Source organism: Rhizobium sp. WW_1, from assembly GCF_003610155.1.
Taxonomy (GTDB): domain Bacteria; phylum Pseudomonadota; class Alphaproteobacteria; order Rhizobiales; family Rhizobiaceae; genus Rhizobium; species Rhizobium tropici_A.
Map to the genome: position 1 here is coordinate 194873 of NZ_RAIN01000008.1, position 14531 is coordinate 209403.

A 14531-nucleotide genomic window follows, 5' to 3' on the forward strand; every position below is an offset into this window, starting at 1 on the left:
CTCAATTGCTTCCCGCGTCGGTCCATTTCGTCCGCTGCCGCATCATCAAAAGCATGAAGGAAAGCGCGACGATGAGAATGAAGAACACTACGGCCATGGCCGAGCCATAGCCGATGTCGTAGTAGGAAAAGGCGGTGTTGTAGAGGTAGATGTTGATCGTCTCGGATGCCGTCCCCGGACCGCCCTGGGTCATCGCATAGATGATGTCGAAGCTCTTGATGGCGTCGATGCCGCGAATGATGACGGCGATCATCAGGAAGGGCGAGATCATCGGCAACGTCAGATAACGAAACTTCTGCCAGGCATTGGCGCCGTCGATTTCCGCACTCTCATAGGGTTCGCGCGGCACCGAGGCGAGGCCGCCAAGCACGATCAGCATGACAAGCGGTGTCCATTGCCAGACCTCCACCAGAACGAGAGAGGGTATGACGCTGGATTGATTATAGATCCATTCCTGTGGTCCGATGCCAACCAGAGACAGCAGATAGTTCAGCACGCCGAGCTGCGGGTGAAACATCATCGTCCAGACCAGCGCGACGGCGACGGGGGTCGCCATCATCGGCATGACGAAGACGCCGCGCAGGAAACCGCGCAGCGGAAAGTTTGCATCGAAGATGAGTGCGGCGAGCGTGCCGAAGATCAACGGACCAACCACGGAGAGCACGGTATAGAGAACCGTGTGCCATAGCGATTCCCAGAAGCGCATGTCGGTCGCCAGGCGGACATAGTTGTCCCAGCCGACGAAGCTCTGCGACTGGCCAAGCGTCCATTTGTTGACGCTCATCCACAGGGTGAACACCCAGGGAAAAACGATGACGGCGGCAATCACGATCAGCGCGGGAATGACGAAGGGCCAGTAGTTGGGAGCAAGCCGTTGCGGCTTGCTCCTTCTTTCTACGACCTTCGAGGCAGTATCTTCGATGCTCACAGAGGCCATTATCCCTCGCTTCGCGCCAGCACCGGCTCGAACTGGGCGGTTGCCGTTTTGAGCTCCGCTGCCGGATCGGCGCCACCGATCATGTTCGTCAGCGCAACGCCATAGATATCGCGGAATTCCGTGACGGGGATGATGACGGGCAGGGCAAGCTGGGAGACCTTGGCGGAACCGGCCACTGCATCCAGCCAGGCGCCCGGCATCTTCACGCCCTCGCGCACCTTCTGATCTTCCAGGATGGACTGACGGAAGGGGACGCCGGCGCCGGCCTGCAGCAGGCGCGCGCCCATGTCATGCGAGATCGCCCATTGGCAGAAGAGGTAGGCGGCTTCCTTCTTCTGGCTGGCGGCGGTGACGCCAATGCCGTCGCCGGTGGTGGCGGCTGCCTGCGCATTCGGTCCCTTCGGCATGATGCCATAGCCGACCTGGCCGACGACGCGGGACTTTTCCGGATTTTCGATCGGCGGAGCAAAGCCAACGCCGTCGAGCCACATGCCGATCTTACCCTGGAGGAAGGCAGATTGCGCTTCGGCCCAGTTAAAGCCGGAGACGCCGGGAGGCGCCGATTTCGTCATCAGGCGCTGATAGAGTTTCGCGGCGTCGACTGCACCTTGCGATTCCGTTTGGAGTTTGCCGTCAGCTGAAAGTGGGGTTGCGCCATGCCCGAGCATGAAGGTCGTCCAGACCGGCGTGTTGGCGTTCTTCAGGCCGCGGGCGACGAAGCCGTAGGTATTGGTCGACTTGTCCGTCAACGCCTCGGCGGCCTTGGCCATGTCCTCGAAGGTCTCCGGATAGGCAAGGCCCTTCTTCTCGAACAGGGCCTTGTTCCAGTAGATGATCCAGTAGTCGACCGAGAAGGGTAGGGAGCGCATCACGCCGCTGCTATCCTTGGCGAATTTCAGGCCTGCCTCGGCAAAGTCGCTTTCCGTCAGCGAGGGATCGGTGAGCGACGGATCCTTCATGAAACCGCTGATATCGGCGAGCCAGCCGCCCTTTTCGAACTGGCGCTTCTGGACGTGATAGCTCAGGTGCACGACATCGAAGCTCGGCTTGCCGGAGGAAAGCTCGATCGTCGTCTTCTGGCGCTGCTGCTGCTCGGGCGTCGCCTCGGCATTGACCTTGATGCCGGTGAGCGCTTCGAATTCGCTCAGATATTTGAGGATCGTCTCGCTGCGCGGGCTCTTGATCAGGTTGACTTCAAGCGTCGTGCCGGAAAAGCGCTTCCAGTCTACGGCAGCCGATGCGGTGCGGACCCCCAGAAGGCTTGCCGCGCCAAGTGCTGCGGTGCCGGCCATGAAGCCGCGACGTGTCGGATTGAAAAATGACGATGACATTCCGTTCCTCCTCTTTTGGCCGAAAATCTCCTCATTCGCGGCCTTGTTGTTCAATGCTGTTCAAATCTTCAATGCGCGGTCGCGTGCCCCGTTGATGTGGGATACGAGCGCCGCGACGGCTTCTTCTGCCGAGCGTCGCTCTATCGCTTCAAGCACTTTCAAATGCTCTTCCATCACAGGGCCGACATGGCCGTTGATGCGGAACCTGTCCTGGCTGATGAGCCGCATCTTGATCGAATTGACGCGATAGGCATTCGAGATGATCGTGTTGCCAAGCGCATCGATGAAGGCATCGTGCATGCCCCAATCCACCGATTGCGCATGCAGTTCCAGTTCCTGTGAACTGTCGCCGGCGCGAATGGCATCGGCGATGTCGCGATGGTCCTTCAAGAGCTTGGCGATCGTGTCGTCCGACGCCGAATAGGTGAACAGTGCAACCGCTTCCTTTTCCAGGAAAAGCCGAAGCTGGAAGGCTTCGCGGATCAGGTCGAGATCGATATGGGCGATCTGCAACCCGCGCTGCGGTACCGTTTTGATCAGTCCTTCGGCTTCCAGGCGCGGAATGAGCTCGCGGATTGCGCCGAGCGTCAATCCCGTCAGCTCGACGAGCCGCCGCTGCGAGATGAACTGGCCAGGACGAACGTCGCGCGCCAAGAGATGGCGCGTGAAGCTTTCATAGGCCTTTTCTCTCAACGTCGGCTGTTCGCCTGGTCCGTCCATCGGCAGCTCCGGGCTTGTTCGTTAGGCCGCCCTGGCGCGAAACAATGCGCCGAAGGAAGCAAAGAGCGTGTCAGAATCCTGAGCGTTCAATGCCACGAGTGGCGGGCGCACGGCAAGCCAGCTCGCATCATTTGTAAGGCGGGCAAGGATCGACTTGATGGACGGGATGATCGGATAATTCAGCAATTCTTCAACGAAACGTTCGACGTTGGCGTCATCCGCGCCTTGTTCGGCCATGGCCTGCACTTCGCGGGGAAGCAAGTTTGCCATGCCTGAGATCGCGCCCTGTCCGCCGAGGCGGACGCCGCGTGCCAGGTGGCGCTCGTCGCCGATCAAGATGATGAGGTCGCCATGCGTCCTCAGAAGTGTTTCGGTATAGGGCCAGTCACCGGAGGAATCCTTGACGCCGACCACGACCTCCGGAAATGCCGCGCGCAGCCGGCCGACAAGAGAAACGGAAAGCGGCACCATCGTCACTGACGGAATGTTGTAGACGATCACGTCCCGGGCATGGGTGCCCAGCATGGTGAAGACGGCGGCGAACCATTTGAAAAGCCCGTCGTCGCTGACGTTCTTGAAATAGCATGGCGGGGCCAGAAGGATATTGCGGACCCCGTGAGCGAGCGCTTGTCCGGCCTGCGCCGCGGCATCCTCGGCAGCATCCACGAGAACACCCATGACGATCTGCTTCGGGCTGATGCCGGCCTCCAGCATCGCGGCGAGAACCTGCTGGCGCTCCTGCATGCCGATCGAGGCGCCTTCGCCCGTCGTGCCGAACAGCGTCACGCTCTTGCAGCCATTGGCAAGGCAATGCTTCGCCTGTTTGATCACGCCTGGGATCGCGATCTCACCATCCGCATCAAAGGGCGTTGCCAGCGCGGCCGACAGGCCAAAACTCTCAATCATCTGATCCTCCCGATCTTATGGGATCAGTGAGTATCATGCTGACATGTTAGTTGTAAAGTGAGGATTGGATCAGTCGCATACATGTGATTCATATGTGCGCCGGAATGATGGAAGGAGGTAATGGCTCCTGACTGAAACAAGCCCCTTTCCAGGCTGTATTCTTCAAGTCTGAGCGTCGCCCCTGCCGTCCCTGACCGCGACGTCAATGCCCTTGCGGCCATCGGGCCGGTTGGCATTGCGAATGAGCAGATCGAACACGGAGGCTTCTCGGACTCTTTCATGTATCGGAAACTCAATCTGCAATACGTTCGATCATATGCGCAATGGCGGCGCGATAGCGATCTGCATTGCCGCCGGCATCGACGGCAAGGGCGGCACGATCGAATGCTGCCGAAAGAATATCGGCAAGCGCGTCGAGAGGGATATCGGTGCTTTTGCCGTGACCGAGCGCTGCTTCCAGCCCATGTTTCAGGGTAAGCGTGGTGGTTTCTTCGTCCAGCTGTTTCATGTCGGCAAGACCCAGCACCGTCGGCCCTTCGATCAGCAAAAGCCGTGTGCGTCCAACAATACGCATCGCATCCAGATAGGCGTTGCTGCCGGCGATCAGCGCTTGGCGCGGCGTCAGGCGATCCGGCGTCGCCTGCTCGATGGCGGCTGCCACGGCTAGAGCCTCTTCCCTGACAACGGCGCGGAAGAGGGCGCGTTTGTCCTCGAAGTGATGATAGAGCGCGCCGCGGGTAATGCCGGCGGCGGCAACGATTTCCGGCGTCGATGTCTCGGCATAGCCCTTCTCCACGAACAAGGCACGCGCCGCGGCGATCAGCGCAGTCTTGGTCTTTTCTGTTCTTTCTCGATTGGAGCGTGGATCTTGCATGCATGCAGCCTGTATGTTATTTGAAAAATACAGGCAGATTGTATGTCTTTTTGGGAGAGAAGTGAAGCATGAAGGTTACCAGCTATTATCCGGTCATCATGACGGAACGCGTGGAGGAGACGGCCGCGTTCTACATCGCGCATTTCGGCTTTCGGGAGAATTTCGCAAGCGACTGGTACATGCATCTGCAATCGGCCGAGGATAGCGCCATCAATCTTGCCATTCTGGACGGCCGGCATGAAACGATCCCAGCGGGAGGGCGCGGGCAGGTCGCCGGGCTTTTGCTCAACTTCGAAGTGGAAGACGTCGATACGGTATATGAGCGTGTACAGGCAGCCGGATTGCCCATTCTGCTTGCGATCCGCGACGAAGATTTCGGTCAGCGTCATTTCATCACGTCCGATCCGAACGGTGTGCTGATCGACATCATCAAGCCGATTCCGCCAAGCGCCGAATTTGCGGCACTCTATGCCGAAGACGCCCTGCCGCAGGGCGGTTAAGGCGTTGGGTACAATCGATAAAATCGAGCGATACAACTCTATCTCTTATTAACTAGGTCACTTCACCCAATGTTTTGGTTTTCGTGCGAGAAAGCCGACCGAAGGTGAGGTGACCCATGCAAGAGCTTTCGGTTTCGTCGAAAATCATCAAATCAGTCTTTTTTCGCCCGGATGACGGGCGGCTTTACATCCGCTTCAGGAATGGCGAGGAACGCCAGTTTACCGGCGTCCCGCAGAAGGCGGCGATCGCCATGGTGAAAGCCTCTTCGCCAGGCCAGCACTATATCGAGCACATCCGCACCCAGTTCGAACGCGTTGCTTGAGCCGCGACTTGCGGGAAGATCGGCGCCTTTGCCCGAAGAGGCCGGCTTGCTCGTTTTCGGATGCGGATTCCATGCGCGGAACAAGCTTTATGCTCCGGCACATTGATAAACGCTGAGTTGCGCTATCTACATCAATCGGAATCATCTTTCTGGGAGGAAGAGGCGTGGTTGATGAAAAGCAGCTTATCTCGAAGATCACCTGGAGGCTGATGCCCTTTCTTGGCATCCTCTATCTGATTGCCTATATCGATCGCCAGAATGTCAGCTATGCCAAGCTTGAGATGGTCGGCGATCTCGGCATGAGCGAATATGCCTATGGTCTTGGCGCCTCGCTGTTCTTCATCGGCTATTTCATCTTCGAAGTGCCAAGCAACCTGCTTCTCGACCGCTTCGGCGCCAGCAAGTGGTTTGCGCGTATCCTTGTATCCTGGGGCATCGTCACCGTCGCGCTCGCCTATACGCAGAATGCGACCATGTTCTATATCCTGCGCTTCCTGCTAGGCGCTTGCGAGGCGGGCTTCTTTCCCGGCGTGCTCTATCTGCTTACCCTCTGGTATCCCTCGGCCTATCGCGGCACGATGGTCGGGCTTTTCATGATCTTCAGCGCCTTTGCCAATGCTATCGGTGCACCGCTGGGCGGTGTCCTTCTCGATCTGAACGGCCTTTACGGCATGGCCGGATGGCAATGGGTCTTCCTCGTCACCGGCATACCTGCCATTATCGCCGGGATCATCACGCTCTTCTTCCTGCCGGATCTGCCTGCCCAGGCGTCGTTTCTGAGCGATACAGAAAAGACATGGCTCAAGGATCGGCTCGCGGCGGAAAATTCGAACATGGAGAAGAGCGCCGCCGACGGCTTCCGCGCCCTCATCAATCCGCGCGTGCTGCTCATGGCTCTTTGCTATGTCGGCTTTCCACTGGCGGCCTACGGTCTTAGCTACTGGCTACCGACAATTGTCAAGAATTTCGGCGTCAGCAACACGACGAACGGCTTCCTGAATATCATCCCGTGGCTTCTCGTCGCCATCGCGCTTTATGCCGTACCGACAGCGGCAGACAAGGCGGAATCCAAGACGCCCTACATCGTCATTCCGGCGCTGGTTGGCGCGGTGAGCCTGGTTCTCTCGGCTGTTATTCCCGAGCATACGCTGCAATTTACCTTCCTGTGCATTGCGGCAGCAGGCATCTTCGCCGGCCAGCCGGTGTTCTGGAGCCTGCCGTCGCGCTTCCTGCAGGGAGCGGGCGCTGCAGCCGGGCTTGCAGCTATCAATTCCGTCGGCAATCTCGGCGGCTTCGTCGCCCAGAACGTCGTCCCTTGGATCAAGGATTCCACAGGAAGCACGATCGCGCCGATGTTCTTCCTGGCGGCGTGCCTTCTGGTCGCGGTGCTGCTGGTGCTTGTCATCGGACGCATGATACCGCGGACGCCCCGTCTCGATGACCTCGGCAATCCAGGTGCCGCCCGCGCGAAATAGGCGCGTCTTCCACCACACGATAATGAGAAAGGCGGCCGGAAGGCCGCCTGTCCCGAATTGATGACAGGCGCCTCCAGCGATTGTCAGGCAAAGGCGTAGGAGCCGTCGGGGCGCTTGGGCACCCGCCGCTGCCAATGGATATAGCCTTCCTCTTCCATCGCCTTTTCGTCCATCTCCACGCCCCATCCCGGGCGATCGGGTCGAAGCTCGAGATAGCCATCCTTCGGCAGATAGGGGTCGACGACATAGCGGGTTTCGCCCTGCCGTTGCTCGACCTCGTTGCCGCCATAGACGTAGGCCTGGCCCTTCGGCAGCCGGTATTCGAGGATTTTGAAGTTCTGTGCCGCGGCCGAGAAATGCACGTTGACGGCGGTTGCGAGCGGCCCCATCGGGTTGTGCGGTGCGACCCCGACGAAATGAGCCTCGGCGATCGTTGCGATGCGCCGCATCTCGCTGATGCCGCCGACGACGCAGATGTCGGGCTGGATGAGGTCGGCGCCCTTGACCTGCAACAGGCGCAAGAACTCGTTGCGGTTATAGAGGGACTCACCCGTCGCCAGCACGCAATTGAGACCCTGTTTCAGCTCGCCCCACATTTCGATATTTTCGGGGCGCAGTGGCTCCTCGTAGAAGAGCGGGTCGTAAGGTGCCAGCGCGTTGCCGAGCTGGCGGGCAGCGACCGGTTCGAAGATCTTCGCATGGGCGTCGAAGGCAATTTCGTAGTCGTCACGCACGGTCTCACGCAGCGAGCGGAAATAGTCGGCCGATGCCTTGACGACATTGCCCCAGCGATGGGCATGCATGTCGATGCGCCAGGGGCTAAGCTTGAAAGCGGTAAAGCCCCATTCGGCGTTCAGCCGGTCGAGCTCCTCGCGTGCGGCCGGCGCATCCGGTGCGGTATAGACGCCGGCATAGACCTTGATGCGATCGCGCACGGCGCCGCCGAGTAGCTTGTAGACGGGAACATTGAGGGCTTTGGCAGAGAGATCCCAGAGGCAATGGTCGAGCGCGGAAATTGCCGAAAGGCCAAGCGCGCCAGGCGGGAAGCGGCTCTGCTGGATCAGCAGGTTGATCAGATAGTCGACGCGGCTCGGGTCCTGGCCGGCGATAAAGCCGTAGAGATAGTCGAGGATCGGCGGCAGCGCCAAATCGGGGCCGTGATTGTAGCACTCGCCCCAGCCGGTCAGCCCGTCATCCGTATCCAACGCCACGATGACGCGCGGGCGGTCCTTATCGCGGGTCATGAATACCCGCATGCGGTCGATCTTCATCTAACTTTCCTTCTATCGATTGACATGAATGCGGCATGGGAGGCGCCGCAGGTGGGAAAATCGTTGCCAAGGCGCCGCCTCCGCGATTTCGGGAGTCGTGAGGATGCAAGCCATCAGGCGGCGCTCCCGTTTTTCACGGTCTCGGGCTCGACATAGCGGAAGCGCCGCGAGCGATCCCGATCGCGCGGATCGGGGCGCGGGATGGCTGAGATCAGCGCTTGCGTATAGGCATGTTCGGGTGCGTTGCAGACCTTGTCGGCATCACCAACTTCGACGAGGCGGCCCTTGTACATGACACCGACCCGGTCGCACATGTAGCGGATGACGCCGATATCGTGGCTGATGAAGATATAGGCGAGGCCGAGTTCATCCTGCAGACGCATGAGCAGATCAAGCACCTGCGAGCGCACGGAGACATCGAGAGCCGAGGTCGCCTCGTCGGCAACGATCACGCGCGGATTAAGCGTGATGGCGCGGGCAATGCCGATGCGCTGGCGCTGGCCGCCTGAGAAAGCGTGCGGATAGCGCTCGCGTGCTCTTGGATCAAGCCCGACCTGTTCCATCAGATGGCAAACGCGCTCATCAAGGGCGCGGCCCTTGGCGATGCCGTTGACCAGCAATGGCTCGCCGATGATCTGGGAGACGGTCATGCGTGGATTAAGCGAGCCGAAGGGGTCCTGGAACACCATGCGCAGCTCGCGGCGCGCTGCCGCAAGGGCCGTTCCCTTGGCGCTTGCCAGATCGGTGACATCGCCATCGGTGCGGCGATAGAGGATTTCCCCGGCACTCGGATCGATCAGTCGCATGATCGAGCGGCCCATCGTCGTTTTACCCGACCCGCTCTCGCCGACGATCCCGAGTGTCTCCCGCGGCAAAAGCGAGATCGAGACATCATCGAGAGCACGGACCTCGCCGAAGGCCATCGACACATTGCGCAGTTCGAGGATCGGCGCCGCGGCCCTGTCGAGCGGTGGTCGCGCCAGCCGGATTTCGGCCTTCCTCTCGAGCTTCAGCACCGAGCCGATCAGCATGCGCGTGTAATCGTCCTTCGGCGCATGAAAGATCTGCTCGACCGGGCCGTACTCTTTCACCACGCCATTGTGCATGACGAGCACATCGTCGGCGATCTGGGCGACCACGCCCATGTCGTGGGTGATGAACAGTACCGCCATGCCGTTGGCCTTCTGCAGCCGGGCTATGAGATCGAGGATTTCGGCTTGGGTCGTGACGTCGAGCGCCGTCGTCGGCTCGTCGGCGATCAGAAGCTGCGGCTTGCAGGCAAGCGCCATGGCGATCATGGCGCGCTGGCGCATGCCGCCCGAATATTGGAAAGCGTAACGATCTATGGCTTTTTCCGGGGAGGGGATTTCCACCTGTTTCAACAGTGAAATTGTCTCCGCCCGTGCTTCGGCCTTGCTCATTTTCGTATGGAGGCGCAGCGCTTCCATGATCTGGTCGCCGACCGTGTGGACCGGCGAAAGCGAGGCCATCGGCTCCTGGAAGATCATGGCGATGTCGCGCCCGCGGATGGACCTGATCTGCCGCCCGCGCGGATTGAGCTTGACGATATCGATGGAGCTGCCGTTCGCAGCGTTCAGAGTGATCGAGCCGGCGGTGATGCGACCCGGCGCATCGACAATCTGCAGGATCGAGCGCGCCGTGACGGACTTGCCCGACCCGCTTTCCCCGACGACGCAGAGCGTCTTTCCGGGCTCGATGGCGAAGGAGAGATCGTCGACTGCGCGAAACGTGCCGGTTCGCAGAGGAAAGTCGACGGTCAGGTTCTTGACCTGCAGCAGTGGGCGGGCGGTATTCATGGAAACGATATCGGTCATGCCCGCCTCATTTGTTGTAGGGATCGGCCGCGTCACGCAGGCCATCGCCGAGAAGGTTGAGCGCCATGACGGCAATGACGACGGCAACACCGGGCAGGAACAGCCATGGTGCGGTCGCGATCGATCGGATGTTCTGCGCCTCGCGCAAGAGCACGCCCCAGGAGATGGTCGGCGGCTGCAGCCCAAGCCCGAGGAAGGAAAGCGACGTCTCTGCGAGGATCATCGCCGGCACGGCAAGCGTGATCGAGGCGATGATGTGGCTGGCAAAGCTTGGCAGCATGTGGCGGAAGATGATGCGCCCTTCGCTGGCGCCGTCCAGTCTCGCAGCAGCCACGAATTCCTCGGTACGCAATGACAGGAAGCGGCCGCGCACGACGCGGGCAAGCTGCGCCCAGCCGGTCAGCGACAGGATGATGGTGATCATCATATATTGCAACGCCGCCGGCCAACCCTGCGGCAGGGCCGCCGCCATGGCGAGCCAGATGGGAATCGTCGGTAGTGACAGCACGAAGTCGATCAGGCGCTGAATGAAAAAGTCGAGCTTTCCACCGTAATAGCCTGAAATACCTCCAAGAACGATGCCGAGCAAGAGTGAGAAGAACACACCGACGAGACCGATTGACAACGAAATCTGCGCGCCCTGAACGGTGCGGCTAAAGACGTCGCGGCCGAGCCGATCCGCGCCGAACAACAGCAGAGGCGTCGATTTGTCCGAGGATGCGAGAAGATGGATGTTGCTCGTAAAAAGGCCGAGCACGGAATATTCGTAGCCGCGCCCGAACAGGCTGATCGAGACCCGCTTCGAGGTATCTTCCTTGAAGATGGCGGCAAGGGTTTCCGGGTCGCGGCTGAGTTTCAGCGGATAGTAGTGCAGGCCGAAGGAGAAACCGTTGTCCGTATCGATGAAATGCACTCTCTGCGGCGGATGAAAAGTTGCCCGCGCGTTCTGCAGCGTCGGGTCGTTGATGGCGAAGAAACCGGGAACCAGGGCGACGATATACATCAGCAGGGTAACGACGAGGGCCACCATGGCAAGCTTGTGCCGGCGGAATGCCCACCAGATCAACTGCCATTGCGATGCCACTGCGTTGCGATCGGGACGGAGATTTGTAACGGCAATATCGGCCATGGGCTGCTCCTATTCCAACCGAATTCGGGGATCGACGAGGGCAAGCAGAATGTCACTGATGAGTGACCCGATCAGCGTCAGCGCGCAGATCAACAGCACGAAGGCGCCGGCAAGATACATGTCCTGCGCCATCAGGGCCTGGAGCAGCAATGGCGCCGCCGTCGGCAGGTTAAGAACGATGGCGACGACCACCGATCCAGAAATCAGATTAGGCAACAGCCAGGCAATGGTGGAGATGAACGGGTTGAGCGCAATGCGCAGCGGGTATTTCACGAGAAGCCGGAACTCCGAGAGCCCCTTGGCCCGTGCCGTCGTCACATAGGGCTTCGGCAATTCGTCGAGCATGTTGGCGCGCATGACACGGATGAGGCTTGCGGTCGAGGAAACGGCGAGAATGACGACGGGGAGCCAGAGATGCGACAGGAGGTCCAGCATCTTCGCGATACTCCAGGGCGCCGTCTCGAACTGGGAGGAGAAGAGGCCGCCGACATCCTGGCCGAACTCGACGGCGGCGACATACATCAGCACCAGCGCCAGCAGGAAGGAGGGGATGGCAAGGCCAAGAAAGGTGAAGGCGGTAAAGAAATAATCGCCGATCGAGTATTTTTTCACGGCGGAATAGACGCCGATCGGCAATGCGATAGCCCAGGTGGCGATCAGGGCTGCCAGCGCCAGAATAAGCGTCAGCGCCATGCGCTCCCAGATGAGGCCGGAGACCGGCTGCTGCCATTCAAACGAGATGCCGAAATCTCCGCGCGAAAGAATGCCCCACATCCACTTCAGATATTGGATGAGCATCGGCTGATCGAGGCCGAAACGCTCGCGCAGCTGGGCAGCCGTATTCTGATCGACCACCTCATTCGATGAGGCGAGCGTGGCGATATAGGTCGTGACATAGTCGCCAGGCGGTAGCTGGATCAGCACGAAGGCGAGGAAGCTGATGGCGAAGAGGGACGGGATCATCCACAAGAGGCGTTTACCGATGAAAACCAGCATGGCTATGTCTCGCAGTGAGCGCTGCCACGGGCAGCTCCGCATCAAGGAAAGCGCCGCCCGTGGAGGACGGCGCTTGATCGGTGCAATCAGCTGGTGAAGAAGAATTGCTGCGGCATGGCAGGCCCCGGATTGGGCCATGACCAGCTGTCCGGCTGCTTTTCTGGAACATTGTGCAGATTGTTGCGGATGATACCGAAACCGCCAACGGCAAGGCAAAGCCCGACAGTTTCGAATTCATCCGCCGCGATATCGAAGATCTGCTTCATCACGGCGCCGCGCTTGTCGAGATCGGCCGTGGAGCGCGCATCGTCGAAGAGCTTCATGCGCTTCTTCTGGCTTTCCGGCGGCTCCTCGCCCTGTTTGCCGTTCGAGGTGTACCAGACGGCCCACGGAATGGCGTAGCGCGAGCCTTGCGGGTGGAAGGCGAAGAAGTCGCGGGGATCAAGCATCGGGTCGAGGCCGCCTGGGCCTGGCCAGACCTGAGCATCATGGGCGTTGTCGTCGCCACGCGTATAATAGAGGGCACGCTCGATGGTATTGACCTTCATGTCGACGCCGATTTGCGCCCAATGGGCCTTTACCAGTTCGAGAGCATCGACCAGATCGGGATAAAGGGTCGGAATGACATCGACGGTAAAGAACATCTTCTGGCCGTCCGGCCTCAGGCGAAAACCGTTTGCATCCTTCTTGCCGTAGCCGGCCTGATCGAGCATCGCGCCCGCCTTGTCCGGATCGTAGTTGGTGAACTGGCGCGCATATTTCTCGTTGTACCAGGGATGCTCCGGTCGCGGCCCTGCCTGATAGCCTTCGCTCTGGCCAAAGTAGACGATATCGATCACCTCTTGCCTGTTGATGCCGAGCGACAGCGCCTGCCTGACGGACTTGTCGGCAAACATCTTGCGCATGGCCGGATCTTTATGGGTGATGTTGAAATAGATTTGGCATTGCTGCGAGCTGGAAGGAATAAGAGTTAGAAGGCGATAGTCGCCCTTCTTCATGTTTTGCGAGAGTGTCGGCTTGTTCGCCAGCACGCTGATATGGCGTTCCTGAATATCGATCTTGCCCGAGATCACATTCAACATCAGCGATTCCACATCCTGCGAGATGCCAAAGTTGATCTCGTCGACATAGGGAAGCTGATTGCCCGATGTATCAACCTGCCAGAAGTAAGGGTTGCGCGTCATGACGACACGGGTGGCGCCGCCGCTATAGGGCTCCTTGACGACCCAGGGATCGAGCGTCGGCTTATCCGGGTTCCCCCAGCGCGAGGGAATTTCGATATCGCCGCAACGCGCGCGGAAAAGTTCGGGCCAGTTGCTGACGCCGGCCTTCTTGGCGTCATCGGCAACGTTCGGATTGTATTTCGGCAGGAACTGGCTGCAATAGTGCTTGGGAAACAGCGTCGGATGTTGGCCGAGCGGTGTCGCCAGATTTTCCAGATAGAGCGCATTCGGCGCCGCAAAGGTGAATTTCACCGTGTAGTCGTCGATCTTCGAAACATCGACGGCCTTGCCGGCAACGGTCAATTGCGCCGGCGTCGCGCTATAGAGGTCGGTATTCTTGACACAATCCTCGATGGCAAAGACCACGTCGTCTGCGGTGAATGGATGACCATCAGACCAGCGCGCGCCCTGGATGAGGTAGAAGGTGAATTGCGAGGCGTCTGAGTTGACGTCCCAGCGCTCGGCGAGATTCGGCAACACCTGGGTGAATTCGAGATTCCAGCGCACCAGGCTCTGATTGCCGACCATCCGCAAAATGCCGTTATGGTCGGACGAGCCCCGCAGACCACGCCGCAATGTGCCGCCGTAGGTGCCGACTTTCTCGTAAGGGGTAACGACCATCGGCTTCTTTGGTAGCCGATCCGCAAGTGCTGGCAGCTTGCCGTCCTTGACGAGCTGCGCCAATGCCGGTGCCTCGCCACCTGTGTCGGCAGCGTTGACACGGCCGGCCAGAGACAGTGCTGCCATTCCCGCCATGCCGCCGAGGACGGCGCGTCTGCTGACGCCGCGGGACAATATTTCATCGCGCATCGAATCCCTCCCATTTTGACCTCGGCCGGGCTTTGCCTCAGCCGATGCGACAAGCTCCCAACCCATCGCCATGCACCCCTCTGGCGCAGCGTCGAGACCATATGCTGTTCTCAGATAATTACAAGAGTTGACAGATTTTTACAGATTTAGTAGCTCTGTCGCGCAGGAAATGCGCTATGGCTGTCGCTGGTCGGCATTCAC

13 protein-coding genes are annotated in these 14531 nt (G+C 59.7%); 3 read left to right on the top strand and 10 right to left on the bottom strand.

All coding sequences use genetic code 11. From position 1 onward, the window contains the following. Window position 1 precedes the first annotated feature (1 nt). The 5 genes from BJ928_RS23930 to BJ928_RS23950 all read right to left on the bottom strand — a co-directional run bounded on the left by BJ928_RS23930 (window position 2) and on the right by BJ928_RS23950 (window position 4768). Window positions 2-937, bottom strand: coding sequence for a sugar ABC transporter permease (locus BJ928_RS23930; protein ID WP_047632697.1), 936 nt, complete (start codon window positions 935-937; stop codon window positions 2-4). Beyond that, complete coding sequence (locus BJ928_RS23935) at window positions 937-2268, bottom strand: sugar ABC transporter substrate-binding protein (protein WP_047632700.1); 1332 nt, start codon at window positions 2266-2268, stop codon at window positions 937-939. The genes BJ928_RS23930 and BJ928_RS23935 overlap by 1 nt, the downstream gene beginning before the upstream one ends. Window positions 2269-2328: 60 nt before the next feature. Continuing rightward, the gene (locus BJ928_RS23940) at window positions 2329-2988 is read right to left on the bottom strand and encodes a GntR family transcriptional regulator (RefSeq protein ID WP_047632703.1); all 660 of its coding nucleotides are present in this window, start codon (window positions 2986-2988) and stop codon (window positions 2329-2331) included. Between the two features lie 21 nt (window positions 2989-3009). Beyond that, complete coding sequence (locus BJ928_RS23945; protein ID WP_047632704.1) at window positions 3010-3894, bottom strand: dihydrodipicolinate synthase family protein; 885 nt, start codon at window positions 3892-3894, stop codon at window positions 3010-3012. A 292-nt stretch (window positions 3895-4186) separates the two neighbouring features. Next, window positions 4187-4768, bottom strand: a complete 582-nt coding sequence (locus BJ928_RS23950) for a TetR/AcrR family transcriptional regulator (RefSeq protein ID WP_047632705.1) — start codon at window positions 4766-4768, stop codon at window positions 4187-4189. A gap of 68 nt (window positions 4769-4836) precedes the next feature. Here BJ928_RS23950 and BJ928_RS23955 point away from each other — a divergent pair, with 68 nt between their 5' ends. The 3 genes from BJ928_RS23955 to BJ928_RS23965 all read left to right on the top strand — a co-directional run bounded on the left by BJ928_RS23955 (window position 4837) and on the right by BJ928_RS23965 (window position 7066). Continuing rightward, window positions 4837-5268, top strand: coding sequence for a VOC family protein (locus BJ928_RS23955; protein ID WP_047632707.1), 432 nt, complete (start codon window positions 4837-4839; stop codon window positions 5266-5268). Window positions 5269-5384: 116 nt separating this feature from the next. Continuing rightward, window positions 5385-5591: a KTSC domain-containing protein gene (locus BJ928_RS23960; protein WP_047632710.1), complete on the top strand. Its 207-nt coding sequence runs from the start codon at window positions 5385-5387 to the stop codon at window positions 5589-5591. A 164-nt stretch (window positions 5592-5755) separates the two neighbouring features. Then, window positions 5756-7066, top strand: coding sequence for an MFS transporter (locus BJ928_RS23965; protein ID WP_047632711.1), 1311 nt, complete (start codon window positions 5756-5758; stop codon window positions 7064-7066). Between the two features lie 83 nt (window positions 7067-7149). Here BJ928_RS23965 and BJ928_RS23970 read toward each other — a convergent pair whose 3' ends face one another. From BJ928_RS23970 to BJ928_RS23990, 5 genes are all read right to left on the bottom strand, one after another. Further along, entirely contained in the window at window positions 7150-8337 is a 1188-nt protein-coding gene (locus BJ928_RS23970) for a galactarate dehydratase (RefSeq protein ID WP_047632714.1), read from the bottom strand. Window positions 8338-8450: 113 nt separating this feature from the next. Further along, complete coding sequence (locus tag BJ928_RS23975) at window positions 8451-10172, bottom strand: ABC transporter ATP-binding protein (RefSeq protein WP_047632717.1); 1722 nt, start codon at window positions 10170-10172, stop codon at window positions 8451-8453. Between the two features lie 7 nt (window positions 10173-10179). Beyond that, on the bottom strand, window positions 10180-11301 hold the full coding sequence (locus BJ928_RS23980; RefSeq protein ID WP_047632719.1) for an ABC transporter permease: 1122 nt from the start codon (window positions 11299-11301) through the stop codon (window positions 10180-10182). Window positions 11302-11310: 9 nt separating this feature from the next. Next, the gene (locus tag BJ928_RS23985; RefSeq protein WP_047632720.1) at window positions 11311-12297 is read right to left on the bottom strand and encodes an ABC transporter permease; all 987 of its coding nucleotides are present in this window, start codon (window positions 12295-12297) and stop codon (window positions 11311-11313) included. An 86-nt stretch (window positions 12298-12383) separates the two neighbouring features. Beyond that, the gene (locus tag BJ928_RS23990; RefSeq protein ID WP_047632722.1) at window positions 12384-14330 is read right to left on the bottom strand and encodes an ABC transporter substrate-binding protein; all 1947 of its coding nucleotides are present in this window, start codon (window positions 14328-14330) and stop codon (window positions 12384-12386) included. Window positions 14331-14531: the final 201 nt, after the last annotated feature.